Annotated in this window: 18 protein-coding genes; 12 read left to right on the plus strand and 6 right to left on the minus strand. The window is 74.5% G+C overall.

Annotation, left to right across the window (positions count from 1 at the left end):
* Window positions 1-204: 204 nt before the first annotated feature.
* Window positions 205-1044 (plus strand): fumarylacetoacetate hydrolase family protein, encoded by an 840-nt coding sequence (locus DMP15_RS12715; protein WP_073574182.1) that lies wholly within the window; start codon window positions 205-207, stop codon window positions 1042-1044.
* Complete coding sequence (locus tag DMP15_RS12720) at window positions 1041-1826, plus strand: maleylpyruvate isomerase family mycothiol-dependent enzyme (protein ID WP_073574413.1); 786 nt, start codon at window positions 1041-1043, stop codon at window positions 1824-1826. Before DMP15_RS12715 ends, DMP15_RS12720 begins: the two co-directional genes overlap by 4 nt.
* Here DMP15_RS12720 and DMP15_RS12725 read toward each other — a convergent pair.
* Together DMP15_RS12725 and DMP15_RS12730 are read right to left on the minus strand one after the other, a co-directional pair.
* Window positions 1809-2609 (minus strand): hypothetical protein, encoded by an 801-nt coding sequence (locus DMP15_RS12725; RefSeq protein ID WP_073574181.1) that lies wholly within the window; start codon window positions 2607-2609, stop codon window positions 1809-1811. The genes DMP15_RS12720 and DMP15_RS12725 overlap by 18 nt on opposite strands.
* Before the next feature lie 4 nt (window positions 2610-2613).
* Window positions 2614-2781, minus strand: a complete 168-nt coding sequence (locus DMP15_RS12730) for a hypothetical protein (RefSeq protein ID WP_157818254.1) — start codon at window positions 2779-2781, stop codon at window positions 2614-2616.
* A 182-nt stretch (window positions 2782-2963) separates the two neighbouring features.
* On the opposite strand from DMP15_RS12730, the gene DMP15_RS12735 reads away from it, so the two are divergent.
* Complete coding sequence (locus DMP15_RS12735; protein ID WP_100878068.1) at window positions 2964-4121, plus strand: glutamate-cysteine ligase family protein; 1158 nt, start codon at window positions 2964-2966, stop codon at window positions 4119-4121.
* 56 nt (window positions 4122-4177) lie between these two features.
* On the opposite strand, the gene panB is transcribed toward DMP15_RS12735, so the two are convergent.
* Window positions 4178-5032: a 3-methyl-2-oxobutanoate hydroxymethyltransferase gene (panB, locus tag DMP15_RS12740; protein WP_073574179.1), complete on the minus strand. Its 855-nt coding sequence runs from the start codon at window positions 5030-5032 to the stop codon at window positions 4178-4180.
* Window positions 5033-5209: 177 nt separating this feature from the next.
* Between panB and DMP15_RS12745 the strand changes: the two genes are divergently transcribed.
* The 3 genes from DMP15_RS12745 to DMP15_RS12755 all read left to right on the plus strand — a co-directional run bounded on the left by DMP15_RS12745 (window position 5210) and on the right by DMP15_RS12755 (window position 8757).
* Entirely contained in the window at window positions 5210-6838 is a 1629-nt protein-coding gene (locus DMP15_RS12745; protein ID WP_100880537.1) for an alpha/beta hydrolase, read from the plus strand.
* A gap of 93 nt (window positions 6839-6931) precedes the next feature.
* Window positions 6932-8275 carry a type I glutamate--ammonia ligase gene (gene glnA, locus DMP15_RS12750; RefSeq protein ID WP_073574178.1) on the plus strand — a complete coding sequence of 448 codons (1344 nt, stop codon included), beginning with the start codon at window positions 6932-6934 and terminating at the stop codon, window positions 8273-8275.
* Entirely contained in the window at window positions 8272-8757 is a 486-nt protein-coding gene (locus tag DMP15_RS12755; RefSeq protein WP_208622936.1) for a cupin domain-containing protein, read from the plus strand. Before glnA ends, DMP15_RS12755 begins: the two co-directional genes overlap by 4 nt.
* On the opposite strand, the gene DMP15_RS12760 is transcribed toward DMP15_RS12755, so the two are convergent.
* Together DMP15_RS12760 and DMP15_RS12765 are read right to left on the minus strand one after the other, a co-directional pair.
* The gene (locus DMP15_RS12760; RefSeq protein WP_337825752.1) at window positions 8754-9746 is read right to left on the minus strand and encodes an IS481 family transposase; all 993 of its coding nucleotides are present in this window, start codon (window positions 9744-9746) and stop codon (window positions 8754-8756) included. The two genes, DMP15_RS12755 and DMP15_RS12760, sit on opposite strands and share 4 nt — an antisense overlap.
* Window positions 9747-9876: 130 nt before the next feature.
* Window positions 9877-11091: an FAD-dependent monooxygenase gene (locus DMP15_RS12765; protein ID WP_337825930.1), complete on the minus strand. Its 1215-nt coding sequence runs from the start codon at window positions 11089-11091 to the stop codon at window positions 9877-9879.
* 67 nt (window positions 11092-11158) lie between these two features.
* Here DMP15_RS12765 and DMP15_RS12770 point away from each other — a divergent pair, with 67 nt between their 5' ends.
* Entirely contained in the window at window positions 11159-14194 is a 3036-nt protein-coding gene (locus tag DMP15_RS12770; RefSeq protein ID WP_073574176.1) for a bifunctional [glutamine synthetase] adenylyltransferase/[glutamine synthetase]-adenylyl-L-tyrosine phosphorylase, read from the plus strand.
* Here the strand turns inward: DMP15_RS12770 and DMP15_RS12775 are convergent.
* The gene (locus DMP15_RS12775; protein WP_253068063.1) at window positions 14173-15138 is read right to left on the minus strand and encodes a MerR family transcriptional regulator; all 966 of its coding nucleotides are present in this window, start codon (window positions 15136-15138) and stop codon (window positions 14173-14175) included. The genes DMP15_RS12770 and DMP15_RS12775 overlap by 22 nt on opposite strands.
* A 37-nt stretch (window positions 15139-15175) precedes the next feature.
* On the opposite strand from DMP15_RS12775, the gene DMP15_RS12780 reads away from it, so the two are divergent.
* From DMP15_RS12780 to DMP15_RS12800, 5 genes are all read left to right on the plus strand, one after another.
* Window positions 15176-16069, plus strand: coding sequence for a TIGR03619 family F420-dependent LLM class oxidoreductase (locus DMP15_RS12780; protein ID WP_073574175.1), 894 nt, complete (start codon window positions 15176-15178; stop codon window positions 16067-16069).
* Between the two features lie 27 nt (window positions 16070-16096).
* Window positions 16097-16810, plus strand: a complete 714-nt coding sequence (locus DMP15_RS12785; protein WP_073574174.1) for a M50 family metallopeptidase — start codon at window positions 16097-16099, stop codon at window positions 16808-16810.
* 12 nt (window positions 16811-16822) lie between these two features.
* Window positions 16823-17245: a nitroreductase/quinone reductase family protein gene (locus tag DMP15_RS12790; protein ID WP_073574173.1), complete on the plus strand. Its 423-nt coding sequence runs from the start codon at window positions 16823-16825 to the stop codon at window positions 17243-17245.
* Between the two features lie 65 nt (window positions 17246-17310).
* On the plus strand, window positions 17311-17745 hold the full coding sequence (locus DMP15_RS12795) for a GlcG/HbpS family heme-binding protein (RefSeq protein ID WP_073574172.1): 435 nt from the start codon (window positions 17311-17313) through the stop codon (window positions 17743-17745).
* A gap of 728 nt (window positions 17746-18473) precedes the next feature.
* Window positions 18474-18740 carry a GlsB/YeaQ/YmgE family stress response membrane protein gene (locus DMP15_RS12800; protein WP_073574171.1) on the plus strand — a complete coding sequence of 89 codons (267 nt, stop codon included), beginning with the start codon at window positions 18474-18476 and terminating at the stop codon, window positions 18738-18740.
* Window positions 18741-18743 lie beyond the last annotated feature (3 nt).

An 18743-nucleotide genomic window follows, 5' to 3' on the forward strand; every position in this document is an offset into this window, starting at 1 on the left:
CGGGGCGGATGCCCGGACGGGGCCGCCCCGTCGCCGTGGTGGCGGAACGCGTGTCGCGGTCCGTCGACGGTGTCAGCCGTACGGGTGAGTTCGGCCCGTCCACCGGCCGGGACGCGCGGTAACCCACCCCCTGACTGTCCCGCGGGCCCCCGGTGGCGCAGACTCTCCGCCGGACGGCAACCGATACCGGGAGGCACCCGCACGATGAGGCTCGCGACGATCCGGACCGCGACCGGGCACCGGGCGGTGCGCGTCGACGGCGACACCGCCGTCGAGACGGGGGAGACCGACGTGCGGGCGCTGCTGGAGCGCCCCGACTGGGCCGAGCACGCCGCGGGCGCGGCGGGCCCGGTGCACGAGACCGCGGGCCTGGACTACGCGCCGCTGGTGCCGTCACCCGAGAAGATCATCTGCATCGGGCTGAACTACCGCGACCACGTGCTCGAGATGGGCAACGAGCTGCCCGAGTACCCGACGGTCTTCGGCAAGTACGCGCCCGCCCTGATCGGCGCGTACGACGAGATCGAGCTGCCCGAGCAGTCCGACCGGGTCGACTACGAGGCCGAGCTCGTCGTCGTCATCGGTCGCTCGGTCCGGCGCGCCGACCGCGAGGCGGCCGCGGCCGCGATCGCCGGGTACACCGTGCTCAACGACGTGTCGATGCGCGACTACCAGCGGCGCACCAAGCAGTTCCTGCAGGGCAAGACCTGGGAGCACTCGACGCCGCTCGGGCCGGTGCTGGTCACCCCCGACGAGCTGCCCGCCGACCCGGCCGCCGGTGGCGCGCTGCGGATCTCCTCGGAGCTGTCCGGGGAGACCATGCAGGACTCCACGACCGACCAGCTCGTGTTCGGCGCGGTGGACCTGGTCGTCTACCTGTCGGAGATCCTCACGCTCAACCCGGGCGACGTCATCGCCACCGGCACCCCGGGCGGCGTCGGTGACGCGCGCACGCCCCCGCGCTACCTCACCGACGGCGCCGAGATCGTCACCGCGGTGGAGGGGATCGGCGAGTGCCGCAACGTGTGCCGGGCGGTGCGGTGACCCCCGCACGCACCCCCGGCGACGGCCACGCCGTCGTCCCGCCGCCGGTGGGCGACGCGCTGGCCTGGGCCGGCGACGGCCAGGCCCACCTGCGCGGGCTGATGACCCGGATGGCGGGCGAGGCGTTCCGCGCCCCGTCGGCGCTGCCGGGCTGGACCCGCGCGCACGTGCTCACCCACCTGGCCCGCAACGCCGACGCCATGGTGAACCTGCTGACCTGGGCGCGGACCGGCGTCGAGACCCCGGCCTACCCCGATCCCGCGTCCCGCGACGCCGACATCGAGGCCGGGGCCGGGCGCAGCTCCGACGAGATCCGCGCCGACGTCGTCGCCTCCTCCGACCGGCTCGCCGACGCGGTCCGGGCGATGCCCGAGAAGGCCTGGTCGGCGACCGTGCGCAACCCGCAGGGCATCGAGATGCCGGTGACGGCGGTGCCCTGGAACCGGGCGCGCGAGGTGTGGATCCACGCCGTCGACCTCGATGTCGGCGCCTCGTTCAAGGACCTGCCGATCCCGATGCGGGAGGTGCTGGTCGCCGACGTGGTCGCGCGGCTGGAGCGCAAGCCCGGCTGCCCGCACGTGCGCCTGGAGGAGGTCCGCACCGGCGCGACGCTGGAGTTCGGGCCGGGGCCCGCCGGGCCGGACGGCGCCGAGCCGCGCGACCTCGGCACGGTCCGCGGCAAGGCGCACGACATCATCGCCTGGCTGCTCGGCCGCCCGTTCGACAAGGGCCTGCGCGACGCCGACGGGAAGCTCCCGCCGCCGCTACCGGTCTGGCTCTGACCCCGGCTCCGCCGCGGGCAGGTCGCGGCCCTCGAGCGCGTCCAGGCGTGCGGTGGCCCGGCCGAGCTGGCGGGCCATCTCGTCGAGCCGGGCCTGCAGCAGCGCCATCTCCGCGGTGAGCACGGCGACCGCGCCCGCCGCGGCGACCGGGTCGCCGATCAGGTCGTCGGCCTCGGTGCCGTGCGGGTCGGGGTGCTCGGCGAACCCCGCCGCGTCGTCGGGCGTGGTCAGCGGGCCCGCCGCGACGTCGTCGGGCAGCAGGGTGAGCTCGGCCAGCTCGGCGAAGCGCTGCGCCGACAGCACCGGGCGCGCCCCGGCGCACCGCAGGCACACCGGTTCCAGCCGGCGCCAGCCGTGCTGCCCGGATCCGGTGTCGGCCAGCACCGCGACCCGCGCCCCGCAGCGGCAGGCCCGCATCCGGATCGTGCGCACCCGCTGCCGGGCGTAGCGCAGGCCCAGCTCGTAGCGACGGAACCGGCCGGAGACGGCCACCTCGAGCAGGATCGCGCCCTGGTGCTCGGGCGCGCACGCCAGCTCGCGGGCGTCGTCGGCGGTGTGGAAGCAGTAGAACCCGCAGTCGCACCACCGCGACGGGCAGGCGTGCCGGCAACCGTGCGCACACACCGCGTCGTCGACGGTGCGGTAGACGTGCGCCCGCCCGAGCGTCACACCGCTGAAGCCCGCCGTCGTGCCGTCCGCGGACAGCATCGGGAACGCCAGCTTGTGGCCCTCCAGCGGGCCGGTCGGGTACTCCAGCGGGGTCCGGCGGAACAGCCCGCGCACCCGGTCAGTCCTCGCGGGACCCCGAGTGCGCCGGCTGCGGGGCGGCCGGCGTCCACTCGGTGAACTCGGGCTCGACGGCGCGCGCCGGGCGCGGGCGCTCCTGGGCGTCGGCCACCCGGTCGGCCTCGTGGTCCACGGCGAATCCCTCGGAGATCTTGCGGCCCAGCCTCATGACGCCTCCCGTGTGCTCCGGGTCCCGGCCACCTGGTGGAGTGGCCGCCGTCACCAGGCTGACCGTTCGGCGCGGGGTTGTCCAGGGCGGAACGGGTGAGGAGGAGGCCGGGACGGATCACAGCCGGCGCCGGGCCCGACCTCGGTAACGTCCTGTGCCAGGACGGGGACCGGGGGTGGTCGATGCGGGGCGAGGCGCGCTACGGGCTCGAGCACGAGCTCGCGCTGCTGCGGGACGACGGGACGGTGGCCGACCACCGGTCGCTGACCCACGCTCAGGTCGCGGCGATCGTGGACGAGCTGCCGGAGCTGCCCGGGGACCAGCCGGACCTGCGGATCGGCGACGCCGGCATCCGCCGCAAGCGTTGGTACGCCGAGGGCTACGAGCGCCTCGACGAGAACGGCGGGCTGCTCCGGTTCGACCCCAAGGGCATCGAGATCCGGACCCGCGTGCACGACTCGGTCGAGGCCGCCGTCGACGCGCTGGCCGCCGACGCGGTCACCCTGGCCGCGGTGGCCGCCCGGCACGGACTGCGCCCCGTCGCGTTCGCCCACCACCCGCAGCTGTCGGCCTACCGGCTGGACCCGCCGCCGAACGCCCACGAGCGGGCGCTGATGGCGGCCTCGCCGGAGGAGCGGACCTCGCACCTGCACATGGTGACCTGGGGGCCGGACCTGAACCTGTCGTTCCCCGAGTCGGGCACCGACCCCGCCGTGCTGGCCGACGCGGCGGCGAAGCTGACCTTCTACAGCCCCTACCTGGTGCCGTGGTCGTTCTCCTCACCGTTCCGCGACGGCCGTGTCTGGGGCGGGCTGTCGGCACGCACCGCGCGTCGCACCGGGGCGCGCCCGGCGGCGCTGGCCTACCTGCCGCCCGACGCCCCGCTGATGGTGACCGACCCCAGCCTGGTGCGGCACGCGGGCATCCCCGGGGAGGTGGGGCGGATCGAGTTCAAGGCGTTCGACGCCGTCCCGGCGGTCGCGGGGGAGGAGCCCGCCGACGGCGTGGGCACCGACCTGCCCGCGGCGCTGCTGAGCCTGCTGACCGGTCTGCTGCGCGACGACACGCTGCCCGGCCGGCGTCGGACCCCGGACGCGACGGCGCACCGCCGCTCGGCGCTGCGGGGCTGGGCCGACCCGGCGGTGCGGGCGGGGTCGCAGGCCGTCCTCGACGCCGCGACCGCCGCGCTGGCCGGCGACGACGCCCACGGCGCGCGGCTGGCGTCGCTGGCCCGGCGGCTGGCGCGCCGTGAGACCCCCGCGGACCGGATGCTGGCCCGCCACCGCGCGGGCGGCGGCATCCCGGGGCTGGGGCACCCGACGACGTACGGCGCAGGCTGAACCGGTCCCACCCGGCCGACCGGGCCCCGGCGACGCGCGCCGGGGCCCGGCCCGGCTCACCGGTAGCTGTGCTCCTCGGCGGGGTACTCGCCGTGCGCCACGTCGGCGGCGAACGCGGCCGCCGCGTCGTGCAGGGCCGAGCCGAGCTCCGCGTACTTCTTGACGAAGCGCGGCACCTTCCCGCGGTTCATCCCGGCCATGTCCGACCAGACGAGGACCTGGGCGTCGCAGTCGGGCCCGGCCCCGATGCCGACGGTCGGGATGCGCAGCTCCCCGGTCACCCGCTTGGCGACGTCGGCGGGCACCATCTCCAGCACGACGGCGAACGCGCCCGCCTCCTGCACGGCCAGCGCGTCCTCGACGAGCCGGTCGGCGGCGTCGCCGCGGCCCTGGATGCGGAACCCGCCCAGCGCGTGCTCGCTCTGCGGGGTGAACCCGAGGTGGCCCATCACCGGCACGCCGGACGCGGTGAGCGCCTCGACCTGCGGCGCGAAGCGCGCACCGCCCTCGAGCTTGACCGCGTGCGCCCCACCCTCCTTCATGAACCGGAACGCCGTCTCCTGCGCCTGCGCGGGGGAGATCTGGTAGCTGCCGAACGGCAGGTCGGCGACGACGAGCGCGCTGCGGGAGCCGCGCACCACGGCCCGGGTCAGCGGGACCAGGTCGTCGACCGTGACCGGGATGGTGTTGTCGTGGCCGAACACGTTGTTGCCCGCGGAGTCGCCGACGAGCAGCACCGGGATACCGGCGTCGTCGAAGATCTCGGCGGAGTAGACGTCGTAGGCGGTCAGCATGGGCCAGCGCCGGCCCTCCTGCTTCCACTGCAGCAGGTGGTGGACGCGGGTCCGCTTCGGCGGGGTCGCGGGCGCCCGGTACGGGGCCGCCACCTCTCCGCTCTCCTGTGTGCTCACCGGTGAGCTCCTTCCGTCCTCGAGGCCCACGCTGGTCGGGGGTCCCCGGGTTCGCCGTCGATGGCGGACGCCAGGGTGGCAGCGCACGGGCCCGGACCGCCCCGTGGTGTGGGCACCCTCACCCGGGCCGTGACCCGCGACCGGTCACCGTCGGGGGTCGGTGGCATGCTCACGGTCATGCTCCCTCGGCTGTTGCGACGACGTGCCCACCGACGAGAGACACCGGCCCCGGCCCGCCGGCGGACGCGTCCGGCCGCGCTCGCCGCGCTCGGCGCGGCGACCCTCGTCCTGGTCGGCGCGTGTGCCGACGCGGGCACCGGTGACCAGCCGCAGGCCGCGCAGAACCTGCCGGAGCTGGCCCAGTTCTACGACCAGCAGCTGCAGTGGGGCCCCTGCAACGACTACGCCCCCACTGCGGACGACGCGCAGACCTACGCCGACCCGCAGTTCGACTGCACCCGGGTGACCGTCCCGCAGGACTACGCCCGGCCCGGCGACGGGAAGACGATGCAGATCGCGCTGCTGCGCAAGAAGGCGACCGGGGCGAAGATCGGCTCGCTGTTCGCCGACCCGGGCGGCCCCGGCGCCTCGGGCACCTCGTTCGTCGCGCGTCAGGCCGCCACCTGGGCCACCAACGGCCTGGGGGACCGGTTCGACCTGGTCGGGTTCGACCCGCGCGGCACCGGCGCCAGCCGGCCGCGGATCCAGTGCCTCACCGACGCCGAGAACGACGAGGAGCGCACCAAGGTCTTCGCCGACCCCTCGCCCGCCGGGGTCGCCGCCGCCGAGGCCGACAGCCGTCAGTTCGCCGAGCGCTGCACCCAGCGCACCGGGGCCGACGTGCTGGCGAACGTCGGCACCCGTGACGTCGCGAAGGACATGGACGTCATGCGGGCCGCCGTCGGCGACCAGAAGATGACCTACGCCGGCTTCTCCTACGGCACCGAGCTCGGCACCGCCTACGCCGAGGCGTTCCCGCAGAACGTCCGCGCGCTGCTGCTCGACGGCGCGATCGACCCGACGCAGTCGACCATCGACTCCACGGTCAAGCAGAACGCCGGGTTCCAGCTCGCGTTCGACAACTTCGCCGAGGACTGCACCAGCCGCCCCGGCTGTCCGCTGGGCACCGACCCGGCGACGGCGACCCAGGCGTTCCAGACGGTGATGCGGCCACTGATCGACACGCCCGCGAAGGTCAGCGACGGGCGCGTCCTGAGCTTCTCCGACGCCCAGACCGGCGTCAGCCAGGCCCTCTACGTCTCCCAGCTGTGGCCCGCGCTGCAGCAGGGGATCTCGCAGGTCGCGAACGGCAACGGCGACCTGCTGATGCGCCTGGCCGACCTCTACCACGAGCGCGACGACCAGGGCCGCTACTCGAACATGCTGCAGGCCTTCCAATCGATTAGCTGCGTGAACCAGCCGGCGCTGAAGGAGCCCTCGGAGGCCCTGGAGCTGGCGACGCGGGCCGACGAGGCCGCCCCGTTCCGCTCCACCGGCCGCGGCCCGGTCGGTGCCCGCGACGCGTGCGCGTTCTGGCCGGTCCCGCCCACCAGCGAGCCGCACACGCCGAAGGTCGACGGGCTCCCGCCGGTCGTCGTGGTGTCGGTCACCGGTGACCCGGCCACGCCGTACCAGGCCGGGGTCGACCTGGCCCAGCAGCTGAACGGCAGCCTGATCACGGTCAACGGCAACCAGCACACCGCGTCGCTGCAGGGTGACGCGTGCACCGACACGCTCGCGATCGACTATCTGGTGAACCTCACGCTCCCGCCGCAGGGCGCGGAGTGCACGCTCGCGCCGAGCTGAGGGCCGTCGTCGGGGGTGTGCGGGCGACCACGACCGGGTCGCCCGCACACCCCGGTAACGTCCGCGTAACACGGGGTTCCTAGGCTCCGCCGCATGGACCGCCAGCAGGAGTTCGTGCTCCGCACGCTCGAGGAACGCGACATCCGTTTCGTCCGTCTCTGGTTCACGGACGTGCTCGGATACCTCAAGTCGGTGGCGGTGGCCCCGGCCGAGCTGGAGGGCGCCTTCGCCGAGGGCATCGGCTTCGACGGCTCGGCCATCGAGGGCTTCGCCCGCGTCTACGAGTCCGACATGGTCGCCAAGCCCGACCCGTCGACGTTCCAGGTGCTGCCCTGGGAGACCGCCTCGGGCGAGCACTACTCGGCGCGGATGTTCTGCGACATCGCCATGCCCGACGGGTCGCCGTCCTGGGCCGACCCGCGGCACGTGCTGACCCGCGCGCTGAACAAGGCGGGCGAGGCCGGGTTCACCTGCTACGTGCACCCGGAGATCGAGTTCTACCTCCTGCGCGACCTGCCCGGCGACGGCACCCGGCCCGTCCCGGCGGACTCCGGCGGCTACTTCGACCAGGCGAGCCACGACGTCGCCCCGCACTTCCGGCGCAACACCATCGAGACGCTGGAGTCGATGGGGATCTCGGTGGAGTTCTCCCACCACGAGGGCGGCCCCGGCCAGCAGGAGATCGACCTGCGCTACGCCGACGCCCTGACCATGGCCGACAACCTCATGACGTTCCGCTACGTCGTGAAGGAGGTCGCGCTCACCCAGGGCGTGCGGGCCTCGTTCATGCCCAAGCCGTTCTCCGAGCACCCCGGCTCGGCCATGCACACGCACTTCTCGCTGTTCGAGGGCGACCACAACGCCTTCCACGACCCGGACGACCCCTACGAGCTGTCCGCGACCGGCAAGGCGTTCGTCGCCGGCGTGCTCAAGCACGCCCGGGAGATCACCGCGGTCACCAACCAGTGGGTCAACTCCTACAAGCGCCTCATCACCGGCGGCGAGGCCCCGACCGCGGTGTCCTGGGGCCACGCGAACCGCTCCGCGCTGGTCCGGGTCCCGATGTACTCGCCGGGCAAGTCGTCGTCGCGGCGGGTGGAGGTCCGCACGCTGGACTCCGCGTGCAACCCCTACCTCGCCTACGCGGTCATCCTGGGCGCCGGCCTCACCGGCATCCAGAAGGGCTACGAGCTGCCCCCGCCCACCGAGGACGACGTGTGGGCCCTGACCGACACCGAGCGCCGGGCGCTGGGCTACGAGCTGCTCCCGCAGAACCTCACCGAGGCCCTCGACGTCATGGAGAAGAGCGAGCTCGTCGCCGAGTACCTCGGCGAGCACGTGTTCGACTTCTTCCTGCGGAACAAGCGGGCCGAGTGGGACGCCTACCGCCGGAACGTGACGCCGCACGAGCTCGCGACGTATCTTCCCGTGCTGTGACCGACTTCTCGGACGAGATCATCCTGGGCCCGCTGCCGAAGGGCATCACGCGGGCCGGTGAGGGCCAGTACCAGCGGGTGTGGAACGTGCTGGGCCACACCTACTGGGCGAAGGCGGTCAGCGAGACCAGCTTCGCCTTCGAGACCCTCGACCCGCCCGGCACGGGCGTCCCGCCGCACGTGCACCTGACCCAGGACGAGCACATCCACGTCCTCGACGGCGTGTTCACGCTCTACCTGGACGGGCAGTGGGAGAAGGCCGGGCCGGGCGACACCGTCCTCATGCCCAAGGGCCTGCCGCACGCCTACTACAACAAGGAGCAGGGCAACGCCCGCGCGCTGTTCTGGGTCAGCCCGGCCGGCCGGCTGGCGTCGCTGTTCGACCGGCTGCACGATCTGACCGACCCGGCCGAGGTCGTGCGGCAGTCGGCGCTGCACGACGTCGACTTCCTGCCGCCGGGCAGCGTCCCCGGCGCCGACTAGCTGTACTGCCCGGACAGGTTGGTCAACCTGCTGATCGGTGGGAGACCACCGATGGCGGTGTGGGGCCTGTGGTGGTTGTACTCGTGCAGCCACCCGGGTAGCGCCTTTCGGCGTTGCGACTCGCCGGTGTAGAGCCGGGCGAAGGCCCAGCCGTCGGCGAGAGTGCGGTGGAACCGTTCGATCTTTCCGTTGGTCTGTGGGCGGTAGGGACGGGTGCGTTTCGGGGTGATCCGCAGCGCGTGGCAGGTGTCGCGCCAGGCGTGGGAGCGGTAGGCCGAGCCGTTGTCGGACAGGACTCGGCGGGTGGTGACCCCGCGGGCGGAGAACCAGGCCACCGCGCGGCGCAGCACAGCGATCGCGGTGGCGGCGGTCTCGTCGTCGTGGATCTCGGCGTAGGCCAGGCGGGAGTGGTCGTCGAGCACGGTGTGCACGAACGCCGTGCCCATCTTCGCCTGGTGGTGGGCGTTGCGAAGTTTCCCAGGGGTCGCGGCCCGGTTGCGGTCTCCCTGGGCGCGCCCGACATAGCGCCAGCCGCCGCCGTCGGGGATGTTGCCCAGCTTCTTCACATCCACGTGCAGCAGATCCCCGGGGGCGGGGTGTTCGTAGCGACGCACCGGTTCTCCGGTGGCGCGGTCGACATGGGCGAGGCGGTTGATCCGACACCGCACCAGCACCCGGTGCACGGTCGAGGCAGCGACACCGACCCGGTCGGCGATCTGGACCGGGCCCAGGCGCTTCTTCCAGCGCAGGTGCACGATCCGGCGCACCACCGGTGCCGGCGTCGCCCGCGGCGAGTGGTGCGGCCGGCTGGAGCGATCGGCCATGCCGGCCGGGCCGTCGAGGCGGTAGCGGTCGGCCCAGCGTTTCGCGGTCGGCCAGGCCACCTGGAACCGGGCAGCGGCCGCAGCGATCGGCACGTCGCCCTCGACGATCAGACGCGCCAGGCGCAGTCGGCCGCGTTCGGACAGTGGAGCGTTAGCGTGGACCACGAGGACCTCCTGTGGTTGTGGGTGCGGGTGCCTTCGACAGCTCCACACCCTCCGCAGGAGGTCCTCACCCTTCAAGATCAGCTAGATCGTGTCGTCACACGAGTTCGACCAACGTCTCCGGTCAGTACAACTAGCGGGTGTTGCCCGACGCGCGGTGGTAGCCGGCGAAGATCTCCTCGAGCTCCCCGCCGGTGATCACCGCGTCGAGGTCGTCGAAGCCGTCGGGCGCGCGGCGCTCGACCTCGTCGATGACCCGTTCCGGGCCGCCCACGCGGTTGCGGAGCACGACGTCGGCGGTCATCGGCAGCCGTTCGGCCTCGTAGGCGGCCAGCGCCGCCGCCGGGGCGCCGCCCGCGGCGAGGTGGCGGGCGAGCGACTCGGCGTCGAGGATCGCCTGCCCGGCGCCGTTGGAGCCCATCGGGACCATCGGGTGCGCGGCGTCGCCGAGCAGGGTGACCCGCCCGTGCGACCAGCGGGGCAGCGGGTCCCGGTCGCACATCGGGAACTCGAAGATCTCCGGTGTCGCGGCGACCAGCGCGAGGTGGTCGACGTCGTCGAGGTGGAAGCGGCGGGCGTGGGCGAGGGTCTCGTCGCGGTCGGCGGGCCGTGACCAGTCCTGGCGCTGCGGGGCGGGGTCGCCGTCGGCGCCGGTCGCGATGCACACCGCCCAGTTCGTGAGGACCGTCCCCGGCGCGCTGCCGGCGCCGACCGGATAGACCACCAGCTTGGCGGCGTTCCCGCCCGCGACGACCATCGAGCGGCCCCCGCGGAACGCCGGCCAGTCCGTCGCGCCGCGCCACATCGACACCCCGTTCCAGTGCGGCGGTCCCTCGCCCGGGAACAGGCCCGCCCGCACCGCGGAGTGGATCCCGTCCGCGCCGACCAGCACGTCGCCGGTCGCCTCCGGCAGGGCGTCGTCGTCGAAGCGGACCCGGACACCCCCGTCGGAGTGCTCGACGCCGGCGAACCGGTGCCGGGTGCGGATCGCGTCGGGCCCCAGCCGTGCGCGCACGGCCTCGGTGAGCATCCGGTGCACCCGTCCGCGGTGCCCGGCGACCTGCGGGAACGCGAAGCCGGCCGCCACCCCGCAGGGTCTGCGCAGGATCGGCTGCCCGAGCCGGTGGGCGTAGGTGAGGTCGGTGGTCGCGATGCCGACGTCGGCCAGCTCCGCGGACAGTCCGAGCCCGTCGAGCACCCGCACGGCGTGCGGCAGCAGGTTGAACCCGACACCGAGCTCGCCCGCGCCGGACCCCTGTTCCAGGACGGTGGACCCGATCCCGGCCCGCTCGAGGGCCAGTGCCGCGGTCAGTCCTCCGATACCCCCACCGACGATCACGACGTGCATGTCCCGAGCCTGACCGCTGGACGCCCCTGAGGGAAGGGCGGCCCGCGATGGGGCAGGATCACCGGTCATGGACCGTCGCACGGGGACCTCGCTCGCCCGGCTCGGCCTCACCGGTGAGGACGCGGCCACGACCCTGCGCGGTCTGGGCTGGTGGGCGACCGACGGGCCGGCGCCCGGCTGCGAGGAGATCATGTGGGCGCTGGCCCGCAGCCCCGATCAGTCCCTCGCCCTGCGGGCGGTCGAGCGGCTGGCGCAGACCGCCCCGTGGCCCGCGATCGACCGCGCGCTGCGCACCGACCGCGGGCTGCGGGGGCGGCTGTTGGCGACCCTGGGGTCGTCGACGGCGCTGGGCGACCACCTCGTCGGCCACCCGGACCGCTGGCCGCTGCTGGCCGACACCGCCGAGCGCGGGGACCCGCCACCGGACCTGGCCCGGCGCACCGCGAACCTGCTGCGCGCGGTGGGGGCCGACCCGGCCGCGCCGCCGCCGGGGACGGCCGGGGGAGCGCGGGCGTCGCTGACCGGCGCCGAGGCCGTCGCCGCGCTGCGCACGGCCTACCGCGACGAGCTGCTCGGCCTCGCCTCGGCCGACCTGGCCGCCGTCGGGGACCCGGGGCTGCCGGTGATGGAGGTCGACGACGTCGCCGCCCAGCTCGCCGACCTCGCCGAGGCCGCGCTGTCGGCGTCGCTGGCGGTGGCCGCGGCCGAGCTGGACCCGCCCGAGGAGCTGCGGCTCGCGATCATCGGGCTCGGCAAGTGCGGTGGCCGGGAGCTCAACTACGTCTCCGACGTCGACGTCGTGTTCGTCGCCGAACCCGGCGGGGAGCTCACCCAGGCAGCGACGAAGCTCGCGTCGCGGGTCATGCGCATCGCGGGGGAGGCCTGTTTCGAGGTCGACGCGAACCTGCGCCCCGAGGGCCGCCAGGGCGCACTGGTGCGGACCCTCGAGGGGCACGTGGCGTACTACAAGCGGTGGGCGAAGACCTGGGAGTTCCAGGCGCTGCTCAAGGCCCGCCCGATCGCCGGGGACCGCGAGCTCGGTGCCGCCTACGTCGAGGCGCTGTCGCCGATGGTGTGGCAGGCCTCCACCCGCGACGACTTCGTCACCGACGTGCAGGCCATGCGGGCCCGGGTCATCGAGAACATCCCCTCCGAGCAGCGCGAACGCGAGCTGAAGCTCGGCCGCGGCGGGCTGCGCGACGTCGAGTTCGCCGTCCAGCTGCTGCAGCTGGTGCACGGCCGGGGCGACGACTCGCTGCACTCGGGCAACACCCTGGTCGCGCTGGCCGCGCTGTCGGAGAGCGGCTACGTCGGCCGCGACGACGGCGCCAATCTCGCCGCGTCCTACCGGTTCCTGCGCCTGCTGGAGCACCGGCTGCAGCTGCAGAAGCTGCGCCGCACCCACCTGCTCCCGGCCGCCGACGACACCGACGGGCTGCGCTGGCTCGCCCGGGCCGCGCGGATCCGCCCGGACGGGCGCCGCGACGTCGTCGGGGTGCTCGTCGACGAGTGGCAGCGCAACGCGCGCCGCGTCACCCGGCTGCACGAGAAGCTGTTCTACCGGCCGCTGCTGTCGGCGGTGTCCCGGCTGGCCGCCGACGGCGCCGACGCCGTGCTGTCCCCGGAGGCGGCGAAGGCACGGATGAAGGCGCTGGGCTGGGCGTCGCCGGAGGGGGCGCTCGGGCACCTGCGGGCGCTCACCGGCGGGGTGTCGCGGGCCGCGTCGATCCAGCGGGCGCTGCTGCCGGTGCTGCTGGACTCGCTGTCGCGCAGCCCCGACCCCGACCGCGGCCTGCTCGCCTACCGGCGGGTGTCCGAGGCGCTCGCCGACACCCCCTGGTACCTGCGGCTGCTGCGCGACGAGGGCGCGGTCGCACAGCGACTGATGACGCTGCTCGGCACGTCGGCACTGGTCCCGGACCTGCTGGCCCGCGCGCCGGAGGTGCTGCGGATGCTGGCGACCTCCTCGGGGGTGCAGAGCCCGGAGCTGACCCGGGACCCGGCCGAGGTGTCGATGGCGCTGCGCACCACCGTCGCCCGGCAGAGCACGCCGGAGGCCGCGGTGGCGTCGGCGCGGTCCTACCGCCGCCACGAGATGCTGCGGATCGCCTGCGCCGACCTGCTCGGCCTGCTGCCCGTCGACGCGGTGTGCACGGCGCTGAACTCGGTCAACGAGGCGGTGCTGGCCGCGACCCTGGACGCGGTGCTACGCGCGGAGTCCGAGCGCCCGGCCGTCCTGTCGGTGATCGGGATGGGCCGCCTCGGCGGCGGCGAGTCCAGCTACGGCAGCGACGCCGACGTCATGTTCGTCTGCAGGCCCGCCGAGGGCGTCGACGACCACACCGCGGTGAGGTGGGCGACCCGGGTGGTGGAACGCGTGCGGCGGCTGCTCGGCTCACCCAGCCCGGACCCGGCGCTGCCGGTCGACGCGGACCTGCGCCCGGAGGGCCGGTCCGGGCCGATGGTGCGCACCCTGGCCTCCTACCGCGAGTACTACGCCCGCTGGGGTGAGGTGTGGGAGGCCCAGGCGCTGCTGCGGGCCCGCCCGATCGCGGGGGACCGGACGCTGGGCCGCGAGTTCACCGCGCTGGTCGACCCGATCCGCTACCCGGCCGACGGCGTGTCGGCGGCCTCGGTGTCGGAGATCCGCCGGATCAAGGCCCGGGTCGACGCCGAGCGGCTGCCCCGCGGCGCGGACCGCACCACCCACACCAAGCTCGGCCTGGGCGGGCTGGCCGACGTCGAGTGGACGGTGCAGCTGCTGCAGCTCCAGCACGCGGGCGACGTCCCCGAGCTGCGCACCCCGTCGACGCTGCACGGGCTGCACGAGGCCGCGGAGGCCGGGCTGATCAGCGCCGGGGACGCCGCCGAGCTGGAGGAGGGCTGGCGCACCGCGACCGCGGCCCGCAACGCGATCATGCTGGTCAAGGGCAAGCCCGGCGACCAGCTCCCGCGTTCGGGGCGGGAGCTGGCCGCCGTCGCCGTCGCGCTCGGGTACCCGGCGGGCGGCGACCCGGGGGAGTTCCTCGACGACTACAAGCGCGTCACGCGGCGGGCCCGCGCGGTCGTCGAGCGGGTGTTCTACGGCTGGTCCGAGGACTGACCGACCGGTGCCGAGCGCAGTGCCGCGGCGAACCACTCGAACGCCGGAACCGCGGGCTCGCGGGCCGGCCAGCCGTTGAGCACCCCGAGCAGCGTCCAGTAGCGCTCGACGCGGCGGTCGGCGAACAGCTCCACGCTGTTCGCGGTCCGGGCGCGGGCCGCCGCGTCCTGCCCCTCGACGCCGGGGATGCGGGCGAGGACGCGGGCCGCCTCCGCGCTCGCCGGGTCGACGCCCGCGGCGAGCGCGGCCCCGGCGTGCTCGGCCACCGCGGCGGGGTCGGCCCCCCGCTCGTGGTGCTCGGGGGCGGTGGCCCCGGTGACGGCCATCTCCCGGCACCGGGCCCGGAACCCCGGGTCGGCGACCAGCTCGGCCAGCTCCACCCAGGCCCCCACCTGCTCGGGGGTCGGGTCGTCGGGGAGTTCGGCGGGCATCGACCGCATGCCGGTGGCGATGCCCGCGCCGGGCGCGTCGTCGTCGATGCCGGCGAAGGTCTCGGTCACGAAGTCGTCGATCAGGTGCTGGCGCTGGGCCGCGGACAGCCGGGCGAGGTCGTTCATCAGGGTCACGCTCCGTTCGTCGGGTGGGGTGTCACCGGCTCCGGTGCGGGCGAGCAGGGCGCACACCGCGCGCTGCGCCCGCAGCTCCCGGATCCGGTCGTCCAGGGCCCGGACGTGTGCCGCCGCGATCTCGCCGACCCCCCGTCGGCGGGACAGCACGGCGCGCACGTCGTCCAGGCCCAGGCCGAGCTCGCGCAGGGTGCGCACGAGGTCGAGCCGTGCGACCGCGGCCGGTCCGTAGACCCGGTGGCCCGCGCCGTTGCGGTCGGCGGGGACGAGCCCCTCGTCCGACCAGAAACGGAGCGTGCGCACGGGGACCTCGCTGCGCCGGGCGAGCTGCCCGATCGTCAGCGTGACAGGGTGATCATCGGTAGGTGGTGCGGTCACGGGTACAGCGTCGGGTGTTCCAGCGGCTGGAGGTCAAGTGCGAATCGGTTTCGGGATCCCGCAGTTCGGTGCGGCCGCGGCCCACGTGGACGGGACGATGCGGTTCGCGGCGGGCGCCGAGGAGCGCGGCGCGGCGAGCCTGTGGACCGGCGACCGGCTGCTGGTGGCCGTCGACCCGACGGTCGGCTACGGCGGCGGGCCCGGCGACCCGGGCAGCGTGCCCGAGCAGTTCACCGCCGCGCACGACCCGCTGGCGCTGCTGACCGCGGCGGCCGCCGTCACCGCGCGGGTGCAGCTCGGCACCAGCACGCTCAACGCGCCCTGGTACCCGGCGGCGCTGCTGGCCCGGCAGGCGGCGACGATCGACAATCTGTCGGGCGGACGGCTGCTGTTGGGCCTCGGCATCGGCTGGTCGCCCGAGGAGTACGACGCGGTGGGTGTCCCGATGGGTGAGCGCGGCGCCCGGCTCGACGAGACCCTCGACCTGTTCGACGCCTGGTGGCACGACGACCCGGTGGAGTTCACCGGCCGGTTCGCGAGCGTCGCGCCGTCGTACGTGCACGCCCGGCCGCGGCACGTGCCGGTCTACCTGGGCGGCTTCAGCCCCCGGGCACGCCGGAGGATCGCGGAACGGGCCGACGGGTTCCTGCCGGTCGTCACCTCCGACGTCACCGACCTCGACGCCGCGGTCTCCGCGCCCTGGGCGGACCTGCGTGCCGCCGCGGCCGAGGCGGGCCGCCCCGCCGACGCGATCGGCGCGGTGCTGCGGGTGAACCCGAAGCCGGGGGAGACCGCCGCCGACGCCGCCGCGCTGGTGCGCCGGGCGGCCACCGACACCGACGTCGACCACACCTTCGTCGACCTCATGTATCTGGCGGACGACACCGGCTCGGCGCTGGAGGCGGTCGAGGAGATCCTCGGCGCGGTGTGACCGGGCCCCGCTGGTTGACTGGGGTGCGTGGCAGACCTCGACGTGATCACCCGCGGGTACGAGCTCGTCGCGGCCCGGCCGGCGTCGCTGCTGGCCGCGCTGCTGGCCCTGACGGTCGTCGCGTGGCGGCCGACCTGGCGGCTGACGCGCACCGCGGTCACGATCGCCCACGAGGGCGGGCACGCACTCGTCGCGGTCCTGGTCGGGCGGGGCCTGGCCGGGATCCGGCTGCACGCCGACTCCTCCGGCGTCACGCACTCCACCGGGGCCGGGCGGGGCCCCGGCGTGGTCGCGATGTTCTCCGCCGGCTACGTCTTCCCGCCGCTGCTCGGCCTCGGCGGTGCGGTGCTGGTCGCGGCGGACGAGGCGCAGGCGATGCTGTGGATCGCGGTGGTGCTGCTGGCCGCGACGCTGCTGCAGATCCGCAACCTCTACGGGGGACTGGCCGTCGTCGCGACCGGTGCGGTGCTCGTGCTCGTCGCGCTGCGTGCCCCGGCCGATCTGCGGACCGGGTTCGCCGCCGCGCTGACCTGGTTCCTGCTGTTCGGCGGGGTGAAGGCCTGTCTGGAGCTGCGCCGCGGCCGTCGCGGGGGCCGGCTGCGCCACTCCGACGCCGACCGGCTCGCCGAGCTCACCCCGCTCGGCGGCGGGGCGTGGGCAGCGGTGTTCGTCCTCGTCGCGTTCGCCGCGACGCTCGCCGCCTGCTGGGTCGTGTTCGCTCCCGGCGGGGCGCCGGCCTGACAGCATGGGGTCATGGCAGAGGACTTCAACACCAGGGTGATCCGCGAGTTCCGGGAGAACGACGGCCGGGTCGGCGAGCCGTTCACCGGCCTGCCGATGATCCTGGTCCACCACGTCGGCGCGAAGAGCGGTGCCGAGCGGATCGCCCCGCTGCGCTGGTTCGCCGACGGTGACCGCTGGGTCGTCGTCGCCTCCGCGGCCGGCGCGCCGCGCCACCCCGCGTGGTTCCACAACCTGATGGCGAACCCGGACGTCACCGCCGAGATCGCCGACGGCGAGGGCGGGGTCGAGACCGTGCCGGTGCATGCGGCCGAGCTCGACGAGGCCGACCGCGACCGCGTCTGGGCCTGGATCAAGGAGAACAACGGCGGGTTCGCCGACTACGAGCGCAGGACCGACCGGACGATCCCGTTGGTGGGCCTCACCCGGCGCTGACCGCCGCCCGCGCTGTGTGAGGCCGGGGTGGGCGTGCGCGGCGCGGTGATGGCAGGGTTCGCAGTATGACGATCTCCCTCGAGCAGGCCCAGACCATCGCCGCCGCTGCCCTGGCCCACGGCACCGAGCAGGGCTTCAACCCGCTCACGGTCGCGGTGCTCGACCCGGGCGGCGCGATCGTCGCCCTGGCCCGCCAGGACGGCTCGGGCTTCCTGCGGCCCGACCTCGCCGTCGCCAAGGCCAGCGGTGTGCTCGCCCTCGGCATGACCAACCGCGCGATCGCCGCCCGCGCCGCGGACTCCCCGGAGTTCTTCACCTCGGTGGCGAACCTCGCCGGCGGCAAGATCCTCTCCGTGCCCGGCGGGGTCTTCGTCAAGGACGCGGCCGGCGCGCTGCTCGGCGCCGTCGGGGTGACCGGCGACGCGTCGCTCAACGACGAGGCCGCCGCCCTCGCCGGGATCGAGGCCGCCGGTCTGGTGGCCGTCACCGGCGCCGAGTAGTCCCGCCGTCCCGGAATGTGCCGCACCCCCGGGCGACGAGGTCAGCCCGGGGGCGCGGAGGGGACACGATCCTGCCGCCGAGGAAGGACCGTGCACGTTCGTGGTCGCGCCGAGGGGCGCAGGGTGACGCAGAGGGTCGCGCGTGGCCGGTGCCGTTCCGTGGACACCCGGGCGGTGTCACCGATCGGAGTGGACGGGCCGGTGCAACCCTCACTCCGTGTGACCTGGAACACGGTAGCTCTGAGTCAAGCATCCGCGTCCCGCCCTTGTCAACGAATCCGCGGACGCGGGCGATGAGATGATCTCTGCACCGATTCCGCGTCCGGGATGCTCCGAGCGGACCTGACCCCGAGCGGGGGTCGCATCCGTCCGCGGTGACCGCCTCGTGACGCGCCCGCATCCGGGAAGACCCCGACCGTGCGAACTCCGGCACCTGATGGTGGGGCAGGGGTGTCCTGCGATGTTTCCGTGACCGGCAGTGGTTAGCGTCGGCGACGTCCTACACGACATCGGGAACCGCGTGGTGCCGACGGCCGTACACCGGTCGCCGGACGGGCGCCTCCACGGTGCCGTTCGGAGCAGCCGGAGCGGGCCGACGTTCTCCCGTCTCCTGATCGCATCCGAACGGTGACCACCGGGGACGTTTCGCCACGACCCCCACGGGTCACTCGATGCCGACCGGTCAGATTCGGTTCGTCACGAACGGACCGTAAGCGAGGGAGACAGACATGGGCATCATCGCGTGGATCGTGCTGGGGCTGATCGCGGGCGCCATCGCCAAGGCCATCATGCCGGGCAAGGACCCGGGCGGCATCATCGTCACCCTGATCCTCGGTGTCGTCGGAGCGCTGCTCGGCGGCTGGATCGGCAGCGCGGTGTTCGGCGTCGGCCTCGGCGGCTTCTTCAACATCTCCACCTGGCTGCTCGCCATCGTGGGGTCGCTGATCCTGCTGGGGATCTACCGCGTGATCGTGGGCCGCAAGGTCCGCGCCTGACAC

The sequence above is a fragment of the Pseudonocardia sp. UM4_GMWB1 genome (genome assembly GCF_017312155.1).
Taxonomy (GTDB): Bacteria; Actinomycetota; Actinomycetes; order Mycobacteriales; family Pseudonocardiaceae; genus Pseudonocardia; species Pseudonocardia alni.